The following is an 18,825-nucleotide window of genomic DNA, read 5'->3' on the forward strand; positions in this document are numbered from 1 at the left end:
GCGGGGGGCCAGCCCCCCGCACCCCCCGGCGTCGTCACAACCCGCTGGCGTCCAGCACTTGGGCGATGACGGGGGCGAGCCGGTCGGCCCAGATCTGCTGGCCTCCGGGTGTGGCGATCAGGTCGTTTCGCACCTCGATCAGCATGTTCGGCCGGCCGTGGCGCAGGGCGTGGCGATCGACGCTGTCGCCGTCCAGATGCCCGTCATAGGGCTGATTTTCGCCGGTGATCCACCCCTCGTCGCGACAGGCGGCGACCATCGCGGGCCCAAGCCTGGCATCGGCATGCGAATAGAGGATGCCCACCTGCCACGGCCGGGGCGGGCGTCCGCGCAACTGCGGGGTGAAGCTGTGGACGGCGCAGATGCAGCGGTCCGGGTGCAGCGCCGCGACCCGCGCCAGCGCCGCATGATAGGGACGGTGCAGCCGGTCCAGCCGGCGCTGGCGCTCGGCCGCGTCGGCCAGCCGGTTCGTCGGGATCACCGTCCCGTCATAGAGCCGCATCAGCAGGGTGGGGTCGTCCTCTCCGCGGTTCGGATCGATCACCAGGCGCGAGAAATCGGACAGGATCGCAGGCGCGTCCAGCCGTTCGGCCAGCCGTTCCGTCAGACCCGCCGCGCCCACGTCATAGGCGATGTGGCGCGCCATGTCGGCGGGCGCGATGCCCAGGGTGCCGCCGCCGACCCAGTCGGGCACGCGGTTCGTGGCGTGATCGCAGGTGATCAGCCACCGCGAGGGGCGGTCCTGACCCAGGATGCGGAAGGGCGTCGCTGTCGTGTCATCGGTCATGATGCAGGCTGTCTACGACGAACGGCGGACAGACGCCAGTTGCCGACCATCGGCAATTGCGGCATAGATAGCGCTAAACCTGAGACAAGGGCGGGATGATGAGACGACATCGCAACGTGAAGATCGTGGCAACCCTGGGACCGGCATCATCGTCGAAGGAGATGATCCGCGCCCTGTTCGATGCCGGGGCCGACGTGTTCCGCCTGAACATGAGCCATGGCAGCCACGACGACCACCGGGAACGCCACACCACCATCCGCGAGATCGAGGCCGAGACCGGCCGTCCCATCGCCATCCTGGCCGACCTGCAGGGCCCCAAGCTGCGCGTGGGTCCCTTTGCCGCCGGGCCGCACGATCTGGCCGTGGGCGATCACTTCCGGTTCGACCTGGCGCCTGATCTGGGCGATGCGACCCGCGTCTCGTTGCCGCACCCCGAGATCTTTGCGGCCCTCATCGAAGGGTCGGAACTGCTGGTCAATGACGGCAAGATCCGCCTGACGGTGCAGAAATGCGGCCCCGATTTCGCCGATTGCGTGGTCACGGTCGCCGGCGCGATCAGCGACCGCAAGGGCGTGAACGTCCCCGACGTGGTGCTGCCGCTGGCCGCGCTGTCGGACAAGGACCGCGCGGACCTGGAATTCGCCTGCGAGCTGGGCGTCGACTGGCTGGCGCTGTCCTTCGTCCAGCGCGCCGAGGACGTCGAGGAGGCCAAGACCCTGGCCAAGGGTCGCGCCGCGATCCTGTCCAAGATCGAAAAGCCCGCCGCCGTCCGCGCCTTTGACGAGATCCTGCAGGCCTCCGACGGGATCATGGTCGCGCGCGGCGATCTGGGCGTGGAACTGCCCGTTCATTCCGTGCCGCCGATCCAGAAGCGTCTGGTCCGCCTGTGCCGCAGCGCCGCCAAGCCGGTGATCGTCGCGACCCAGATGCTGGAATCGATGATCGACAGCCCTATGCCGACCCGCGCCGAGGTCAGCGACGTCGCCAACGCCATCTATGAGGGTGCCGACGCGGTCATGCTGTCCGCCGAGAGCGCCGCCGGCAGCTTCCCGGTCGAGGCCGTGCGCACGATGGACAACGTCGCCCGTTCGGTCGAGGCCGACCCGAACTATCGCTCGATCATCGAGGCGGCGCGCAAGGCCAGCCTGTCGTCCGTCCCCGACGCCATCGTGACTGCCGCGCGCGAGATCGCCGAGACCACCGACGTGGCCGCCATCTGCGCGTTCAGCCAGTCGGGCAAGACGATCAGCCTGATCGCCCGCGAACGGCCCCGCGTGCCGATTCTGGCGCTGTCGCCGATCCTGACCGTCACGCGCCGCATGGTGCTGACCTGGGGCACGCATTGCGTGACCACCCCGCGCATGTCGCGCTTCAAGGAGGCCGTGATCATCGGCACCCGCGCGGCCCGCGAATACGGGTTCGCGGACGAGACGCGGCAGGTCGTGGTGATGGCGGGCGTGCCCTTCAACGTGCCGGGCACGACGAACATCCTGCGCATCGCACCCTGCGATGACCGCTTGATCTTCGCCACCGACCCGGAATAACGCTGGGGCCTTGAAACCCGGGGGGTGCTGATGTCCGATCTTCTTCTGCTGGCAGGGGTTGCCCTGTGCGTGCTGTCCGTGGTGCTGGCCGTGGTCCAGCTGCTGCAGACGCAGCCGCCCCGCGCGGCGATCCTGGCCCTGCTGGGCGGGATCGTCCTGTTGTTCGCGGGGGCCTATCTGGACCCCGAACCGTTCGGCGCGGACACGATTCCCGCCGCCCTGCGGACGGTCACGGGCGGTACGCCCGCCTCCTGACCCTCTTGCACAATCCCGCGCGCCTGTGTAAGGCGACGCTTCCGTTCCCGTGCGGCCGGCCGACATGGCATTGCCGAGCCGCGCGTTCACTCTGATGAAGGAGATGAAAATGCCGAAGATGAAGACCAAATCCGCTGCCAAGAAGCGGTTCTCGATGACGGCCTCGGGCAAGGTCAAGGCAGGTCAGGCCGGCAAACGCCACGGCATGATCAAGCGCACGACCAAGTTCATTCGCGACGCGCGCGGCACCACCATCCTGTCGGATGCGGATGCCAAGATCGTCAAGAAATACATGCCCTACGCTCGCTGATCAGGAGAACCACACATGTCCCGCGTTAAATCCGGCAAGGTGACCCACGCCCGTCACAAGAAAGTCCTTGAGCAAGCCAAGGGCTACTATGGCGCGCGCTCGCGCAACTTCCGCACCGCCACCCAGGCTGTCGACAAGGCAAACCAGTACGCGACCCGCGACCGCAAGAACCGCAAGCGCAACTTCCGCGCGCTGTGGATCCAGCGCATCAACGCCGCCGTCCGCGCCATCGACACCGAAATGACCTATTCGCGCTTCATCAACCTGCTGTCGAAAGCTGGCATCGAGGTTGACCGCAAGGTCCTGGCCGACCTGGCCGTGAACGAGCCCGACGCCTTCGGCGCGATCGTGGCACAGGCCAAAGCCGCCGCCTGATCGCGGCCCACCGCATTGCCGCAAAGGCCCGTTCCCGATCCGGGGGCGGGCCTTTGTCATGCGCGGAACCCGCGCGCCGGTTCGGCGTTATTCCCCCATAGAGACACACCCATCAAGGAGATCCCCATGGGCGAGATGACCGACAAGGCGAAAGCCGCAGGCAACAAGCTGGCAGGCAACGTGAAAGAGGGCATCGGCAAGATGACCGACAACGAGCGTCTGGAAGCCGAAGGCAAGGCGCAGCAGGCAAAAGGGACCGCACAGAACGTGTCGGGCACCGTCAAGGGCAAGCTGGGCAACGACATCTGATCGTAACCCGATTCGACTGCTAAGGCCCCGCGTTTGCGGGGCCTTTTTCATGGTGGCCCCTCAGCCCAGCAGCAGCTTGGCCGCGATGGACCACATGACCACGGCGATGACGGCCTCCAGCACGCGCCATGCGGTGGGGTTCGCAAAGACCGGCCGCAGCCATGCCGCGCCATAGCCCAAGGCGAAGAAGAACAGGAACGACCCCGTCACCGCCCCTGCCGCGAACGCCCCCTGATCCCCCGGGAACCGGGTCGAGATCGTGCCCAGCAGCACCACCGTATCCAGATAGACATGCGGGTTCAGCCATGTCAGCGCCAGACAGGCCAGCACCGTCCGGCGCAGCCCGCCGGGCCCGCCCGCACCGCTCGTCTCCAGCGCGCCGGTCGCGCTGATCGCCGCGCGCAGGCTGCGGGCGCCGTACCAGATCAGGAACGCGGCCCCCGCCACGCGCATCACCGGGTCGATCCACGGCAGCATCGTGGCGATCCGCCCGAAGCTGGTCACCCCCAGCACGATCAGCACCGCATCCGACAGCGCGCAGGTCAGGCAGACCGCCAGCACGTGGTCCCCGCGCAGCCCCTGCCGCAGCACGAACGCGTTCTGCGCCCCGATCGCCATGATCAGGCTGAGGCCGGTCATCAGTCCCGTCAGAAAGATCGCAAGGTTCATGGGGGCATCCGGTCATGGGGTCGCGCTTGATCTAGCCCCCGGCGGCGGATTAGACAAATTCATGTTGCTAAGCCTGGGTAAGGAAAACTGATGCTGGACTATGCCGCCGCCCGCGCCGTCGCGATGATCGTGCAGACCGGCAGCTTTGACGGGGCGGCCCGCATCCTTGGCGTGACGCCGTCGGCCATCTCGCAACGGGTCCGCACGCTGGAGGACCGGCTTGGCACCGTTCTGATCCGCCGCGGCCAGCCCTGCACCGCGACAGAGGCCGGCGCCCGCCTGTGCCGTCACATGGACCATGTCGGCATGCTGGAACAGACGCTGGCCCAGCACCTGCCGGGTCTGGCCGATGACGATGCGGCGCGGGTGACGGTGACCATCGCCACCAATGCCGACAGCCTGGGCACCTGGCTGATGCCCGCGCTGGCCGCCCATGCGCGTGACAGCGGCCACCTGTTCCAGATCGCCATCGACGACGAACAGCACACCGCCGATGGGCTGCGGCAGGGCAGGGTGCTGGCCGCGGTGACATCGCTGGACAGCCCGGTGCAGGGCTGCGCGGTGCGGCCCTTGGGTCGCCTGCGCTATCACGCGACGGCCAGCCCCGATTTCATGCGGCGTCATTTCCCGGACGGGGTGACGGCGGCTGCGCTGGCCCGCGCCCCGGCGCTGGCCTTCGACCGCAAGGACGGGTTGCAGCTGGCATGGGTCCGGCAGGTCACGGGGCAGTCCCCGGTGCTGCCCGCGCACGGGCTGGCCTCGACCCAGGGGTTCGTGGATGCCTGCCGGGCTGGGCTGGGCTGGGGGCTGAACCCGGCGATGCTGGTCGCGGATGACCTGGCATCGGGGCGGCTGGTCCAGATGGTGCCGGACACGCCGCTGGACGTCGCACTCTACTGGCAAATCGGGCGGCTGGCGGCGGACAGGCTGGCCGGGCTGACCCGCGCGGTGCAGGCGGCGGCATCCGCGGCGCTGTTGCCCGCGACATCTGCGCCGCCACCCGGCGGTTGACCCGCGGCCCCCGCGGCCCCAGCTTGAAGGGATCGCCCCAGCCAAAGGCCGCCCCCATGTTCGACCTGCCCCAAGCCGACCCCGCCAAGGTGCCGCTGGCGACCGTGCCCTTGGCCTGTGGGGCACCGCCATGACCGCGCGCCGCAACGTGCTGGAGCTGATCCCCGCCATCGCCACCCGCCAGCCCATCGTCTCGGGCAAGACCGGCGTCAGCTGGCACATGGTGATGGACCCCACGGCCCTGCGCCGGATCCTCAAGGAAAAGCTGGACGACTATCCGAAATCGGTGACGACCAAGCTGATCCTGAACCCCGCCATCGGCGACAGCCTGTTCGTGGCCGAAGGCGCGCATTGGCGCTGGCAGCGCCGCGCCGCGGCCCCCGCCTTCGCGCAACGCCATGTCGAGGCGCTTGGCCCCGTGATGACCGCCGCCGCCGAGGCGTCCTGCCGCCGCCTGTCGCAGGCGCGCGGCCCGGTGGACCTGTTCCAGGAGACGGTGGCCGCGACCTTCGACGTGATCTCGGACGTGACCTTTTCCGGCGACGGCATGTTCGACCGCGACGCGGTGCACCAGTCGATCGACGCCTATATCGCGCAGACCGCGAAACTGTCGCTGATGGACGTGCTGGGCCTGCCCGCCTGGCTGCCACGGCCGGGGCGGCTGTTTTCCGGGCCTGGTCTGAAGCGGATGAAGGCCATCGCCGACCAGTCCATCGCCGCCCGCGCGCAGGCCGCCGAAAAGCACGGGCCGCCCGACCTTCTGGACTTGCTGCTGGTGGCCCAGGACCCCGAGACCGGCCGCACGATGACCCGGGACGAGCTGCGTGACAACCTGCTGACCTTCATCGTGGCGGGGCACGAGACGACCGCCCTGACCCTGGCCTGGGCGCTGTACCTGATGGCCTTCGCCCCCGACATCCAGGAAGCCGCCGCGGCCGAGGCCCGCGCCGCCCTTGGCGACCGCGCCGCCACCGCCGCCGATCTGGGCGCGCTGCCCCTGACCATGCGCATCGTGAACGAGACGCTGCGCCTGTACCCGCCCGCCGCCTTCCTGTCGCGCACCGCCCAGGCCCGCGACACGCTGTGCGGGCGCCAGGTCAATCCCGGCGACACGGTGATGATGCCGATCTATGCCCTGCACCGCCACCACCTGCTGTGGGACCGGCCCGACGCCTTCGACCCCGACCGCTTTCTGACCGCGCCCGACCGCTATGCCTTCCTGCCCTTCGGGGCGGGGCCGCGCATCTGCATCGGCGCCAGCTTTGCGCTGCAGGAGGCGGTGATCATCCTGTCGACCCTGCTGGCCCGCTTCCGCTTTGCCCGCGTGCCGGGGCGCGAACCCCAGCCGCGCATGATCCTGACGCTCCGCCCCGAAGGCGGGGTCTGGCTGACGGTGACGCGGCGCGACTAAGCGGCTTGCGGTCACTCACATGGCTGTTACAGACTGCCACTTGAAAAGGCAGCGGAGAACGCCATGACCGCCATCGTCGATTTCCTGAACAACATCTTCTGGAACTACGTCCTGATCTACGGCCTGCTGGGCGTAGGCATCTATTTCACCGTCCGTCTGGGCTTCATCCAGTTCCTGAACTTTGCCGAGATGTGGCGCTGCGTGCGCGGCTCCGGAGAGACGGACAAGGACGGCATCACCCCCTTCCAGGCACTGTCCGTATCGCTGGCCAGCCGCGTGGGCACCGGCAACATCGCGGGCGTCGCGGTCGCGCTGACCCTGGGCGGTCCGGGCGCGATCTTCTGGATGTGGATGGTGGCGCTGGTCGGCATGGCCACGGCCTATGCGGAATCCACGCTGGCGCAGCTTTACAAGACGCATGGCGCCGACGGCATGTATCGCGGCGGCCCCGCGCAATACATCGCCCGCGGCCTGGGCCTGCCCTGGCTGGCGGCGCTGTTCGCGGTCGCACTGATCATCGCCTTCGGCCTGGTGTTCAACGCGGTCCAGGCCAACTCCATCGCCCAGGCGGTCGAGGGCGCGTTCGGCGTCAGCGCCGGCATGGTGGGCATCGCGGTCGCGGTCCTGTCGGGTGTCATCATCTTCGGCGGCATCCCCCAGATCGCGCGCACCGCGCAGCTGGTCGTGCCGCTGATGGCGGGCCTCTACCTGATCGCGGCGATCATCATCCTGGTGATGAACATCACCGAGGTGCCGAGCATCCTGGCGGGCATCGTGCGCTCTGCCTTCGGGTTGCAGGAAACCGTGGGCGGCGTCGCGGGCGGCGTCATGGCCGCGATGCTGAACGGCATCAAGCGCGGCCTGTTCTCGAACGAGGCCGGCATGGGCTCGGCCCCCAACATCGCCGCCGTCGCGGTGCCGAACCCGCACCACCCGGCCAGCCAGGGCTTCGTGCAGGCGCTGGGCGTGTTCATCGACACCATCCTGGTCTGCACGGCCACGGCGGTGATGATCCTGTTGGCCGACGTCATGCCCTCGGAACAGCTGACCGGCGTGAACCTGACCCAGGCCGCGCTGACCGACCATTTCGGCAATTTCGGCCAGATCTTCGTGGCGGTGGCGATCTTCTTCTTCGCCTTCACCTCGATCATCGGCAACTACTCCTATGCCGAAAACGCCATCGTCTATCTGGGTGCGGGCAAGCCGGGGATCATGGTCCTGCGGTTGGCTGCGCTGGGCATGGTGATCTGGGGCTCGCTGCAGGCGGTCACGACCGTCTTCAACTTTGCCGATGCCAGCATGGGCCTGATGGCCACGATCAACCTGATCGCCATCGTCGCGCTGTCGGGCACCGTCGCGGTCGTCACCCGCGACTATCTGCGCCAGCGCAAGGCGGGGACCGAACCGCAGTTCCACATCGCCGACCACCCCGGCATCGCGCCGGGCGTGAACCGTGACATCTGGAAATAATCCGGTCCGGGCGCGCGGCCTTTACCCCGCGCGCCCGGCCATGCTAACGCGGGCGCAACGTGAAAGAGGCCCGCGATGGATGATCTGACCCCCCTGCGCCAGCAATGGCTTGACCGCATCAACGCCGCCACCGACCCTCAGGCGATCGAGGAAGTGCGCCTGGCGGCCCTGGGCAAGAAGGGCGATCTGTCCCTGCGCATGCGCGAACTGGGCCGCATGTCGCCCGAGGAACGCCAGACCACCGGCAAGGCCCTGAACCAGATCCGCGACGAGATCGACGCCGCCCTGCGCGCGCGCAAGCTGTCGCTTGAGGATGCGGCGCTGGACGCGCGCCTCAAGGACGAATGGCTGGACGTGACCCTTCCGGGCCGCCCGCGTCGCCAGGGAACGATCCACCCGATCAGCCAAGTCACGGACGAGGTCACCGCGATCTTCGCCGACATGGGCTTCGCCGTCGCCGAAGGTCCGCAGGTCGAAAGCGACTGGTACAATTTCGACGCGCTGAACATCGCCCCAGAACACCCCGCACGCCAGGAACACGACACGTTCTTCATGCACCGCGCACCCGGCGACGACCGGCCGCCGCACGTGCTGCGCACCCACACCTCGCCTGTCCAGATCCGCGCCATGCAGGATCAGGGCGCACCCATCCGCGTCATCGCGCCGGGCCGCGTCTACCGCATGGACATGGACCAGACCCACACGCCGATGTTCCACCAGATCGAGGGCCTGGCCATCGACCGCGACATCAGCATGGCCCATCTGAAATGGACGCTGGAGGAATTCTGCCGCGCCTTCTTCGAGGTCCCTTCGGTCGAGCTGCGCTTCCGCGCGTCGCATTTCCCCTTCACCGAACCCTCGGCCGAGGTCGACATCCGCTGCTCCTGGGAGGGCGGCCAGCTGAAGATCGGCGAGGGCAATTCCTGGCTGGAGATCCTGGGCTCGGGCATGGTCCACCCCCACGTCCTGCGCTCGGGCGGGATCGATCCCGACCAATGGCAGGGCTTCGCCTTCGGCATGGGCATCGACCGCATCGCGATGCTGAAATACGGTATCCCCGACCTGCGCGCGTTCTTCGAATCGGACCTCCGCTGGCTACGCCACTACGGCTTCGCCGCCGGCGACGTGCCCAGCATCAGCGGCGGTCTCAGCCGCTGAATGCCGCGCGCCGCCCCATCCGGGGCGGCACGCGCAAGCCGTCAGCCGGTGACGGGCATCGCCCCAGAGGACGCTGACAGGGCAGGGGCGGTCGGCGTGGCATAGGCCCCCATCTCGAAGGCCAGCTTCTGGCGCAGGGCCTGTTGATCGGCCCGGATGATCCCCGGGATCAGGAACAGGTCGACAAAGGCCCAGATGCCGACCGCAGCCAGCAGGATCAGTCCGACACCGATGATCGCGGTGACCCAGCCCAGAATCCACAGGATCAGCATCGTCACTGCGGTCCCCGTCTTGCCCAGATAGAACCTGTGCGCACCGAACCCCCCAAGGAAGACCAGCAAAAGATAGGCGATCACGGGCGACTTGGCATCATTGGTGACGCGCTGTTCGATCAGGATCTGTTGGTTGGTATCAAGGCGCACGGTGAAATCTCCGGTTCAAATGGAATATGGCGGTGATGATCACCGCCATAACATGATCCCCGATTTTAGATCACGGAAACGTCACCATCCGGTTAACACGCGCGTGTTCAGCGCAGCCGCCGCCGGATATCCTCGCGGTCGGCACGGACCATGCCGGGGATCAGGAACAGGTCGATGATGCACCACAGCACCACGAACCCCACCGCCGGCCAGCCGATCAGGATCGGCACCGTCAGCCAGCCCACGCCCCAGATGGCCAGCATGATGAAGCCGCTGATCCAGCGGCCCAGATACATGCGGTGCACGCCGAACCCCCATAGGAAGATCAGCAGCAGATAGGCGATCAGCGGCGATTTCGCCTCGTTGGCCACCCGCTGCTCGATCAGCAATTCGCGCTGCACATCCATCCGTCCGGCTCTCCTGTCAAAATCCGCGCGCCACATCGGTGCGCGCCTTCAAGATAGGAACCCGCCGCCGCAAGACAAGATCCGGCCCCCGATCCTCTCCGTTGGCCAAATACCCGAAATACCTCTGCCACGCGCAACACCACCGCGCGCAAGCGGTGTACAGCCTGTGCACGCGCGGTGCCTGCCCGGTGCAGCCCCGGTGCGGGGGCAAACCCAATGAAATAAGGCCCCCGGCCGCATCGCGCAGCGGGGGCCCTGCACCAGCACCGTCCGCGCAACAGGCGCGGGGTGCGCAACGCCGCTATTCGACGCGTTCGAACCGCTCGAAGACCAGGCCCACGGGCCGGATCGGCGCGCCCGGCTGATCGGGGCGGTTCACGTCGGTCAGCGCCATCCGGTACTCTCCGGGTTCCAGCACGACCGGCCCCAACCGCGCATCCACGCTGCCGTCCATGTCGTCCGCCTGCGCCACCACCGCCCCGTCCCGAGAGAACAGCGCCAGCTTGGCGTCCACGCCCACCAGCCCACCATAGGCGCTGACCATCAGCGCCGTCTCGCGTTCCAGGGTGAAGGTCAGCCATTGCGCGGTGCCGTCCTGCAGCACGACCGTCTCGCGGTCCGCGGCCAGGTCGATGGCCTGCATCGGGTAATCGCCGTCCGTGGGCGGCGCCAGCTCCCCCTTGCGCCAGGCGGTGCGCAGATAGCTGTCGCGGTCCAGCGCCTCGACGCTGACGGTGATCGTGCCCTCGCCCGAGGAAATCGGCGCGACGCCCAGGCAATAGTCGCCCGCGGCCAGCCCGCTTGGGAAATCCAGGCGCGCGTTCAGCCCGTCCGCATCGTCATTGGCCGCGATCTGCGCGCCCGATCTGTCGAACAGCACCATGTTCGGGTCCAGCCCGTCGCTGACCGCCCGCAGGGTCACGGACGCGCTGTTTTCCAACGCGAATTTCAGATAGCGCACCGTGCCGTCCGTCTGCGCCTGCGCGGGCAGGGCGGCGTCCAGCGGCCCTTGGCCCAGGCTTTCGGCGGGGGTGTCGGCGGTGCAGGCGGCGATGGTGGTATCGACCGGATCGGCCAGCAGGGCGGGCATCTCGGGGCGGGTCAGCTGCACGGTGGCGGTCATGTCCGCGTCCCCGATGGGGATCAGCCGCACGCAGTAATCGCCCGGCCCGACCGACTGTTCGATCCGTGAATTCAGCCCGATGGCGTCGTCATTCTCGGCCAGCAGGTCGCCGTCCGGCGTCTCCAGTCGGATCGACGGGTCGGCGTCCGACATCGCCTCCAGCCGCAGGGGCTGCATGTCGCCGGTCACGCGGAACATGGCATAGGGGTTGTCGCTGGCGGTGGTGGTCATCTGCCGGGACAGGGCGGCACCGGCGGCGGTGATGTCGCTGGCATCCGGACTTTCGCCCAGCCAGGTGGCGGGTTGGCCGGAACACAGGGGCTGGGGCGGGGCGTCCTGCGCCTGCGCGGGCAGGGTCGCCAGCAGCAGCAGGGGCAGGGGGGCAAGACGGGACATGAGACTCATGATGACACCTTGAGGTTGCTTCGCGGCACAGTCGCACCGCGCAGGCCCCCCGGCAAGCACCGTGAATTGCCCTGCAATCGTGGAAATCCGCCGATCCGGCTTGACCCAGACCGCATGGCACGGTTCAAGGCGGCAAAGTCCCCGTGCGGGCCGACCCGGAAGGCAGACGCCATGAAGTTCACCCTCTCCTGGCTCAAGGAGCATCTGGATACCACCGCGACCCTCGACCAGATCGCCGAGGCGCTGACCGACCTTGGCCTGGAGGTCGAGGAGATCGCCGACCCCGCGGCCAAGCTGGGCACGTTCACCCTGGCGCGGATCGAGGATGCGCAGCAACATCCCGATGCCGACCGCCTGCGCGTCTGTCGCGTGATGACGGACGAGGGCGAAAAGCAGATCGTCTGCGGCGCGCCCAATGCGCGGGCGGGCATCACGGTCGTGCTGGCCAAGCCCGGCGATTACGTCCCTGGCATCGACACGACGCTTGGCGTGGGCAAGATCCGCGGCGTCGAAAGCCACGGCATGATGGCCAGCGAACGCGAGCTGGAGCTGTCCGAGGAGCATGACGGCATCATTGAGCTTCCTTCGGGCGAGGTCGGCCAGCGCTTCGTCGATTGGCTGGCGCAGAACGCGCCCGACAAGATCGACCCGATGATCCATATCAAGATCACCCCGAACCGTCCCGACGCCCTGGGCGTCCACGGCATCGCCCGCGATCTGGCTGCGCGCGGTCTGGGGACGCTGAAACCCGTGGCGGTGGACCCGGTGCCGGGGGCTTTCCCCTGTCCGGTGGGCGTGACCATCGACGCCGGGGTTGCCGCCAAGGCACCGTTCTTTGCGGGCCGCGTGGTGCGGGGCGTGACGAACGGCCCGTCGCCCGCTTGGCTGCAAAAGCGGCTGCGCGCGATCGGCCTGCGCCCGATCAATGCGCTGGTGGACATCACCAACTTCTTCACCTTCGACCTGAACCGCCCGCTGCATGTCTTTGACGCGGCCAAGGTCGCGGGCGGCCTGACCCTGCGCGGCGCGCGGGCGGGCGAGGAACTGGTGGCGCTGGACGACAAGACCTATGTCCTGCCCGAAGGCGCGGTGGTGATCTGCGACGACCACGGCATCGAGAGCATCGCGGGCATCATGGGCGGCGCGGCTTCGGGCGCGTCCGAGGAGACGACCGATGTCTTCATCGAGGCCGCCTATTTCGACCCGATCAGCACCGCCGCCACCGGCCGCGCGCTGAAGATCAACAGCGATGCCCGCTATCGGTTCGAACGCGGCATCGACCCGGCCTTCACCCTGTCGGGGCTGGAGAAGGCCACGCGCATGGTGATGGACCTGTGCGGCGGCGAGGCTTCCGAGGTCGTGACCGCGGGCGCGCTGCCCGACACGGCACGCGCCTATGGCCTGGACCCGCAGCGGACCAGCCGCCTGGTGGGCATGGACATCCCCGAGGCCGATCAGCGCGCCACGCTGGAGGCCCTGGCTTTCGCCTTGAGGGCGACATGGCGCATGTGCCGTCCTGGCGCCCCGACGTGCTGGGCGAGGCCGATCTGGTCGAGGAGATCGCCCGCATCGCCAGCCTGACCAAGCTGCAGGGCAAGCCCCTGCCGCGCGCGCAGGCGGGGGTGCCCAAACCCGTGCTGACACCGCTGCAGGTCCGCGAAAAGACCGCGCGTCGGATGGCGGCGGCCTTGGGTTACAACGAATGCGTGACCTACAGCTTTATCGACCAGGCCTCGGCGGCGCTGTTCGGCGGCGGTTCCGACGCCGTGCGCGTCGACAACCCGATCAGCAGCGAGATGTCGCATCTGCGTCCCGACCTGCTGCCCGGCCTGCTGCAGGCCGCGGCGCGCAACCAGGCGCGCGGCTTTGCCGACCTGGCGCTGTTCGAGATGGGCCCGGTCTTTTCGGGCGGAGAGCCGGGCGAGCAGGCGGTCCGCATCAGCGGTCTGCTGGTCGGCCAGACCGCGCCGCGCGACCCGTTCGGCAGCCGCCGCAAGGTGGACCTGTATGACGCCAAGGCCGATGCCGAGGCGATCCTGAACGCCATCGGCGCGCCCGCCAAGGCTCAGGTCAACCGCAAGCTGGATGGCTGGTGGCATCCGGGACGGTCGGGCAACATCGCCTTGGGCCCCAACGTGCTGGCCACGTTCGGGGAAATCCACCCCAAGGTCCTGCGCCAGATGGACGTCAAGGGCCCGGCCGTGGGCTTTACGATTCATCTGGCCGCAGTGCCCTTCCCCAAGGCCAAGACGCCGACGCGACCAGCGCTGGAACTGTCGGAACTGCAGGCTGTCGACCGCGACTTCGCCTTTGTCGTGGATGCGCAGGTCGAGGCGCTGACCCTGGTCAATGCCGCCGCCGGCGCCGACAAGGCGCTGATCGCCGGCGTGTCGGTCTTTGATCAGTTCCAGGGGCTGGAGGGCGGGCAGAAGTCGCTGGCCATCACCGTGCGCCTGCAGCCGCGCGACAAGACCCTGACCGATGCCGATATCGAGGCGGTCAGCCGCAAGATCGTCGAAAAGGTCGAAAAGGCCACGGGCGGCCGCCTGCGCGCCTGACCCGGTGCGCGCCACCGCAACGAAAAGACCCCGACCGGATCTCCGGGCGGGGTCTTTTCATGTCGGGCAATCGATGCGCGTCTTAGAAGATCAGCGACAGGATGCCGATCACGACAAGCAGGCCGATGATGAAGATGATGCCTGCGGCACCGCCGATGAACTTGAGCATGTCGGTCTCCTGTTGGTTTACGCAGGACAACCGGAAAGGGGCAGGGTGGTTCCCGCCTGACGCCGTGCGGCGCAGGAAAACAGGATAATCGCATGTGGGAACGGGTGAGAGGCTGGACAACGACCCATGCGGGACTCGTTACGGCTGCTTCCTTCCGGACCTGACCGATTTGGCGAGGCGCTTGCCCGCGCCAACCTCTCGGGCGCACAGATAGGATGGCCGCGCGGCGGATGCAAGCCCATGCGCGCGGCTTACAGCGTCAGCCGCATCACCGCGAAACCGTCGTCGTTCAGCCCCACGCCCTGCATCCGGTCGGGGTCGGGCACGGGCCGGTCCAGGGCCGCGGGCGCAGTCTCGAACAGGACCGAGGTGCCGGGCTGGGGCACAAAACCCCAGTTCGGCCGCGCCGGAATGCGCACGCGCCGAAGCTGGCGGACATAGCGGCGCAGAACGTCCCGGGTCAGCGCGTCGCGATCCAGGATAACAGTGTTGCGCGACACCAGCGGGCTGAACAGGCCGCAGCTTGCCAGCCGATAGGAGTTCGTGGCCAGTACGAAGGGCTGGTCGTCCGCGATGGGCCGCGTCTGCCAGGTCAGGTCGCGGATTCGGCTGGCCTGCGGATCGGCCGTGCGCCCGTCGGGGTGGAACCGGGCCGGGGCGGACAGGTCGATCCGCCAGCTGACCCCGTCGATGACGTCGAAGTTATAGGCGGGAAAGTCCGGGTTCAGCAGCGGCGCGTCGCGGGCGCCGGGATCCACGCGGTGAAACAGGCTGGCTGATCGTTCCAGCCAGCCGCGCAGCTGTGCCCCCGTCAGGCGGATCGCGGTGATGCGGTTCGGAAAGGAATAGAGGTCGGCCAGATGCCGCAGGCTGAGCGTGCCTGCCGGGACATCGGTGTAATGCTGCGGCCCGCCCCGCCCCCCGGCCCGATAGGCGCCGAGGCCGACAGGACCGGCACCCCGGCATCCGGCGTGCCCGCCAGCCGCTGCCGGACGTGCCAGCGCTGCGCGAGGTTCACAAGGCGCAGGCCGCAATCATGCCCGATCACCGCGAAATGGCTGTTCAGGGGTTGCGCCGTGCGGCCGATGCGCGTGGACAGCTGCCGCAGGGTGGCCTTGTGCGCCGTCGCCACCTGGCGCGAGACCAGCACCGCGGTCGGCATCGCGGGCGTCACCGATTCGGCGCGCACGGCAAAGCGGTCGATCGCCAGCCCGCCATCCGCGCGCCGAGCAAAGCGCAGATCGATCACCCCCAGATGCGAGCCGCCGAACCCCGGCATGACCGCGGGCTTGCCCGCCAGCGTCCCCAGATCTGCGTCGATGCCGGGGCGGCCGCGCCAGCGGGGGCCGGGAAAGACCTCGTGCGTGTGGCCAGCGATCAGGACGTCGATGCCCGGCAGGGCGGCCAGCGCGTGGGCCGCATGTTCCATCCGTGGCAGCGGATCGGGCGCGCCGATGCCGCTATGCGCCAGCGCCACGACCAGATCGACCCCCTGGGCGCGCAGCCGGGGCACCATCCGGCGGGCACAGTCCAGGATGTCGTCGCTGCGCATGACGGCGCGCAGGTCCTGGTCCCATTCCTCGGTCTGGGGGGGAAGAAAGCCGATCACGCCGATGCGCAGCGGCACGGGGTTGCCCTGCGGATCGGTCAACTGACGCTCGATCACGCAGGTGGCGGCGAAATCGACCCCGCGCCGCACCGTCAGGTTCGCGGCCAGCATCGGAAAGCGCGCCCGCGCCACCGCCCGCCGCAGAAAGGGCAGGCCAAAGTTGAAATCGTGGTTGCCAAGCGCCGCCGCGTCATAGCCAAGCGCGTTCATCGCCGCGATGGCCGGGTGGACACCCGCAAACGGCCCGCTGCGCCGCGCCACCAGATCGCCCATCGGGCCGCCCTGCAGGAAATCGCCGTTGTCCAGCAGCACGCTGGCATGCGGCCCGGCCCGCCGTGCCTCGATCAGCGATGCGGTGCGTGCCAGCCCGATCCGGTCCGACGGGCGGTCCGCCAGATAGTCGTAGGGCAGCAGATGCATGTGCAGGTCGCTGGTGGCCAGGATGCGCAGCGTCATGCCATCGGGGGGCGGATGATCCGCGGCCGTGGCGGGCAGTTGCATCGTCTTCCTGTCAAACATCTGATCGCCCGACGCCGCGTTGCGCATGCCGCCATGTCCATTCCGGGCACGGACGACATATCGACCCCATGCTTACTGTATACATTTCGGATCGCACAACCAAAGATTGAAGAAGGGGCTGTTTTTCAGGGCATTGTGGCGCAATCTGCCTTTGACCGAAGGAATGCGCCGCAGACGGGCGTGTCGGGGTTTTCAGGTGCGATCGCCGCGCAAAGTTAATCCCCCGGTTGAACCTGCCGCGCGATCCGGATTATCTGCGTTGGGAAGGGTGGACGGTCCTGGCCGTCCCGGAAGGGTCATTGGGTCGTTTCAGATGAAGTTCTCCACGCGGATCGACACCGACCTTCCCGCGGAACGCCTGTTTGAGGTGGTCGGAAATTTCGACGCTCTGGAACGGATGCTGATCGGCCGCGGTGCAACCGTGGCGCGCATCGATCCGTCGAACGAGCCGGGGATCGGCATGGGCTGGAACATCGGCTTCGACTGGCGGGGCAAGGCGCGGCACCTGCGGTTGGCCGTTACCCGGTTCGACCGCCCCGAACAGATGATGATGGCCGGACATTCCGACGCGCTGGACCTGACCGTGGTGGCCACCGTCGTGGCGCTGAGCCGGGTCAAGTCGCGCCTGATCTTCGAGACCGAGGTGCGGCCGCGCAACATGAAGGCTCGGCTGATGCTGCAGACCGCCAAGCTGGGCAAGGCGCAGCTGGACCGCCGCTTTCAGCGCCGGATCGAGGATTTCGTGCAGCAGATGCGCAGCTTTGCCCGCTAGGCGGGATCAGTCCGCCAGCGTCGCCCGGCGCTGCGCCTCGCGCAGCGGATCGGCCGGATAGACACCCAGGATGTCCAGGCTGGAGGTGAAATAGCTCAGTTCGTCCAGCGCGCGGGCGACGTTGGCGTCCTCGGGGTGGCCCTCGATATCGGCATAGAACTGGGTCGCGGTGAACACGCCGTCGACCATATAGCTTTCCAGCTTGGTCATGTTCACGCCGTTCGTGGCGAACCCGCCCATCGCCTTGTACAGCGCCGCCGGGATGTTGCGCACCCGGAAGACAAAGCTGGTCAGCATGCGGTCCGACCGGCGGCTGTCGTCGGCCTGGCGCGACATGATCAGGAATCGGGTCGTGTTGTTCTGGCGGTCCTCGATCCGGTCGGCCAGGCGGTCCAGGCCATAGATCTCTCCCGCCAGGGGGGCGGCCAAGGCCGCCAGCGACGGATTGCCGCGCGCGGCGACCTCCTTGGCGGAACCGGCGGTGTCGGCCCCGGTGATCGCGCGGATGTCGTTGCTGCGCAGGAAGCCCCGGCACTGGCCCAGCAGGACGGTGTGGCTCATCGCCTCGCGGACCTGATCCAGCGTGGTGCCGGGCACCGCCAGCAGGCTGATATGGACGCGCACGAAGGCCTCGTCGATGATACGCAGGCCGGATTCGGGCAGTAGGTGATGGATATCCGCCACACGCCCATAGGTCGAGTTTTCGACCGGCAGCATGGCCAGGTCGGCGTCGCCCGCGCGCACGGCCTCGATCACGTCCTCGAAGGTGCGGCAGGGCAGGGCCTCCATTCCGGGACGCGCGCTGCGGCAGGCCTCGTGGCTGTAGGCACCCGGTTCTCCCTGGAACGCGATGCGATTCGTGGTCATGGCCGGGCCCCCGCTGTTCGAAATTTGAGCGTGCCGGGGTAACTATACCTTGATCCTTGAAAGCGAAAGCGGATACATACCGCTCGACCTGACGAGCTTACCAAGGCGGGACCGCACGCGATGTTCAATACGATGACCCTGACCAAGGCAGCCGGCGCCCTCATTGGCGCGCTGCTGTTCCTGATGCTGGCCAACTGGGCAGCCAGCGGCCTGTTCACTGTCGGACATGGCGGCGGTCACGGCGACGAGGAAATCGCGCAGGCCTATACCATCCCCGTGCCGGAAACCGTCCCGGCGGGCGAAGAGGAAGCGCCGCTGGACTTTGCGGCCCTGATGGCATCGGCCGATGCGGCCGCGGGCGAACGCGAATGGGCGAAATGCCGCGCCTGTCACGCCCTGGACGGCAGCGACGGCGTCGGCCCGCACCTGAACGGTGTCGTGGGTCGCGCCACCGCCAGCATCGCGGGCTTTGGCTATAGCGGCGCGATGACGGACCATGTCGCGGAATATCCCGTCTGGGACGCCGACCACCTGCAGGCGTTCATCGAGAACCCGCGCGGCCTGGTGTCGGGCACCGCGATGAGCTTTGCCGGCATCCGCGATCCGCAGGCACGCGCCAACCTGATCGCCTTCCTGGAAGCCAATCCCTGATCCGTCCCGCCTGACGGTCCGACA

Annotated in this window: 19 protein-coding genes, 1 other RNA gene and 1 pseudogene; 12 read left to right on the plus strand and 9 right to left on the minus strand. The window is 68.1% G+C overall.

All coding sequences use genetic code 11. The features are described 5' to 3' along the window. Positions 1 to 34 precede the first annotated feature (34 nt). On the minus strand, positions 35 to 787 hold the full coding sequence (locus TY51_RS01385) for an N-formylglutamate amidohydrolase (protein WP_042244887.1): 753 nt from the start codon (positions 785 to 787) through the stop codon (positions 35 to 37). Positions 788 to 885: 98 nt separating this feature from the next. Between TY51_RS01385 and pyk the strand changes: the two genes are divergently transcribed. The 5 genes from pyk to TY51_RS01410 all read left to right on the plus strand — a co-directional run bounded on the left by pyk (position 886) and on the right by TY51_RS01410 (position 3,580). Then, positions 886 to 2,331: a pyruvate kinase gene (gene pyk, locus TY51_RS01390; protein ID WP_042244890.1), complete on the plus strand. Its 1,446-nt coding sequence runs from the start codon at positions 886 to 888 to the stop codon at positions 2,329 to 2,331. 30 nt (positions 2,332 to 2,361) lie between these two features. After that, positions 2,362 to 2,586: a hypothetical protein gene (locus TY51_RS01395; protein WP_156117823.1), complete on the plus strand. Its 225-nt coding sequence runs from the start codon at positions 2,362 to 2,364 to the stop codon at positions 2,584 to 2,586. 109 nt (positions 2,587 to 2,695) lie between these two features. Further along, positions 2,696 to 2,896, plus strand: coding sequence for a 50S ribosomal protein L35 (rpmI, locus tag TY51_RS01400; protein WP_042244892.1), 201 nt, complete (start codon positions 2,696 to 2,698; stop codon positions 2,894 to 2,896). A 15-nt stretch (positions 2,897 to 2,911) separates the two neighbouring features. Beyond that, positions 2,912 to 3,271 (plus strand): 50S ribosomal protein L20, encoded by a 360-nt coding sequence (gene rplT, locus TY51_RS01405; protein ID WP_042244895.1) that lies wholly within the window; start codon positions 2,912 to 2,914, stop codon positions 3,269 to 3,271. 126 nt (positions 3,272 to 3,397) lie between these two features. Continuing rightward, positions 3,398 to 3,580 (plus strand): CsbD family protein, encoded by a 183-nt coding sequence (locus tag TY51_RS01410; RefSeq protein ID WP_042244898.1) that lies wholly within the window; start codon positions 3,398 to 3,400, stop codon positions 3,578 to 3,580. Between the two features lie 60 nt (positions 3,581 to 3,640). Here the strand turns inward: TY51_RS01410 and TY51_RS01415 are convergent, their stop codons facing one another. Further along, a complete protein-coding gene (locus tag TY51_RS01415) occupies positions 3,641 to 4,249 on the minus strand; it encodes a LysE/ArgO family amino acid transporter (RefSeq protein ID WP_042244901.1) in 609 nt (202 codons plus the stop codon). Between the two features lie 90 nt (positions 4,250 to 4,339). Between TY51_RS01415 and TY51_RS01420 the strand changes: the two genes are divergently transcribed. The 4 genes from TY51_RS01420 to pheS all read left to right on the plus strand — a co-directional run bounded on the left by TY51_RS01420 (position 4,340) and on the right by pheS (position 9,299). After that, positions 4,340 to 5,260 carry a LysR family transcriptional regulator ArgP gene (locus TY51_RS01420; protein WP_042244903.1) on the plus strand — a complete coding sequence of 307 codons (921 nt, stop codon included), beginning with the start codon at positions 4,340 to 4,342 and terminating at the stop codon, positions 5,258 to 5,260. A gap of 130 nt (positions 5,261 to 5,390) precedes the next feature. Beyond that, positions 5,391 to 6,671 (plus strand): cytochrome P450, encoded by a 1,281-nt coding sequence (locus TY51_RS01425; protein ID WP_081994645.1) that lies wholly within the window; start codon positions 5,391 to 5,393, stop codon positions 6,669 to 6,671. 63 nt (positions 6,672 to 6,734) lie between these two features. After that, positions 6,735 to 8,141 (plus strand): sodium:alanine symporter family protein, encoded by a 1,407-nt coding sequence (locus tag TY51_RS01430; RefSeq protein ID WP_042244906.1) that lies wholly within the window; start codon positions 6,735 to 6,737, stop codon positions 8,139 to 8,141. A 75-nt stretch (positions 8,142 to 8,216) separates the two neighbouring features. Beyond that, positions 8,217 to 9,299 carry a phenylalanine--tRNA ligase subunit alpha gene (gene pheS, locus TY51_RS01435; protein ID WP_042244909.1) on the plus strand — a complete coding sequence of 361 codons (1,083 nt, stop codon included), beginning with the start codon at positions 8,217 to 8,219 and terminating at the stop codon, positions 9,297 to 9,299. 41 nt (positions 9,300 to 9,340) lie between these two features. Here the strand turns inward: pheS and TY51_RS01440 are convergent, their stop codons facing one another. The 3 genes from TY51_RS01440 to TY51_RS01450 all read right to left on the minus strand — a co-directional run bounded on the left by TY51_RS01440 (position 9,341) and on the right by TY51_RS01450 (position 11,656). Then, on the minus strand, positions 9,341 to 9,721 hold the full coding sequence (locus TY51_RS01440) for a TM2 domain-containing protein (RefSeq protein WP_042244912.1): 381 nt from the start codon (positions 9,719 to 9,721) through the stop codon (positions 9,341 to 9,343). Positions 9,722 to 9,828: 107 nt separating this feature from the next. Then, the gene (locus TY51_RS01445; RefSeq protein ID WP_042244914.1) at positions 9,829 to 10,128 is read right to left on the minus strand and encodes a TM2 domain-containing protein; all 300 of its coding nucleotides are present in this window, start codon (positions 10,126 to 10,128) and stop codon (positions 9,829 to 9,831) included. Between the two features lie 301 nt (positions 10,129 to 10,429). Further along, positions 10,430 to 11,656, minus strand: a complete 1,227-nt coding sequence (locus tag TY51_RS01450; protein ID WP_156117824.1) for a DVUA0089 family protein — start codon at positions 11,654 to 11,656, stop codon at positions 10,430 to 10,432. A gap of 171 nt (positions 11,657 to 11,827) precedes the next feature. On the opposite strand from TY51_RS01450, the pseudogene pheT reads away from it, so the two are divergent. Further along, a pseudogene (gene pheT / locus TY51_RS01455) lies at positions 11,828 to 14,214 on the plus strand (phenylalanine--tRNA ligase subunit beta). 271 nt (positions 14,215 to 14,485) lie between these two features. On the opposite strand, the gene ffs reads toward pheT, so the two are convergent. From ffs to TY51_RS01460, 3 genes are all read right to left on the minus strand, one after another. Continuing rightward, positions 14,486 to 14,584, minus strand: an RNA gene (gene ffs, locus TY51_RS20695) — signal recognition particle sRNA small type. Between the two features lie 50 nt (positions 14,585 to 14,634). Then, positions 14,635 to 15,252 (minus strand): 5'-nucleotidase C-terminal domain-containing protein, encoded by a 618-nt coding sequence (locus tag TY51_RS23000; RefSeq protein ID WP_231558849.1) that lies wholly within the window; start codon positions 15,250 to 15,252, stop codon positions 14,635 to 14,637. After that, on the minus strand, positions 15,195 to 16,493 hold the full coding sequence (locus TY51_RS01460; protein ID WP_231558844.1) for a metallophosphoesterase: 1,299 nt from the start codon (positions 16,491 to 16,493) through the stop codon (positions 15,195 to 15,197). The genes TY51_RS23000 and TY51_RS01460 overlap by 58 nt, the downstream gene beginning before the upstream one ends. 331 nt (positions 16,494 to 16,824) lie before the next feature. Between TY51_RS01460 and TY51_RS01465 the strand changes: the two genes are divergently transcribed. Then, on the plus strand, positions 16,825 to 17,283 hold the full coding sequence (locus tag TY51_RS01465; protein WP_042244920.1) for an SRPBCC family protein: 459 nt from the start codon (positions 16,825 to 16,827) through the stop codon (positions 17,281 to 17,283). Positions 17,284 to 17,289: 6 nt separating this feature from the next. Here the strand turns inward: TY51_RS01465 and TY51_RS01470 are convergent, their stop codons facing one another. Continuing rightward, positions 17,290 to 18,150, minus strand: a complete 861-nt coding sequence (locus TY51_RS01470; protein ID WP_042244923.1) for a prephenate dehydratase — start codon at positions 18,148 to 18,150, stop codon at positions 17,290 to 17,292. A 120-nt stretch (positions 18,151 to 18,270) separates the two neighbouring features. Here TY51_RS01470 and TY51_RS01475 point away from each other — a divergent pair, with 120 nt between their 5' ends. Then, on the plus strand, positions 18,271 to 18,801 hold the full coding sequence (locus TY51_RS01475) for a cytochrome c family protein (RefSeq protein ID WP_042244926.1): 531 nt from the start codon (positions 18,271 to 18,273) through the stop codon (positions 18,799 to 18,801). Positions 18,802 to 18,825 lie beyond the last annotated feature (24 nt).

Origin of the sequence: Paracoccus sp. PAMC 22219, from assembly GCF_000787695.1 — a bacterium.
Classification (GTDB): Bacteria; Pseudomonadota; Alphaproteobacteria; order Rhodobacterales; family Rhodobacteraceae; genus Paracoccus.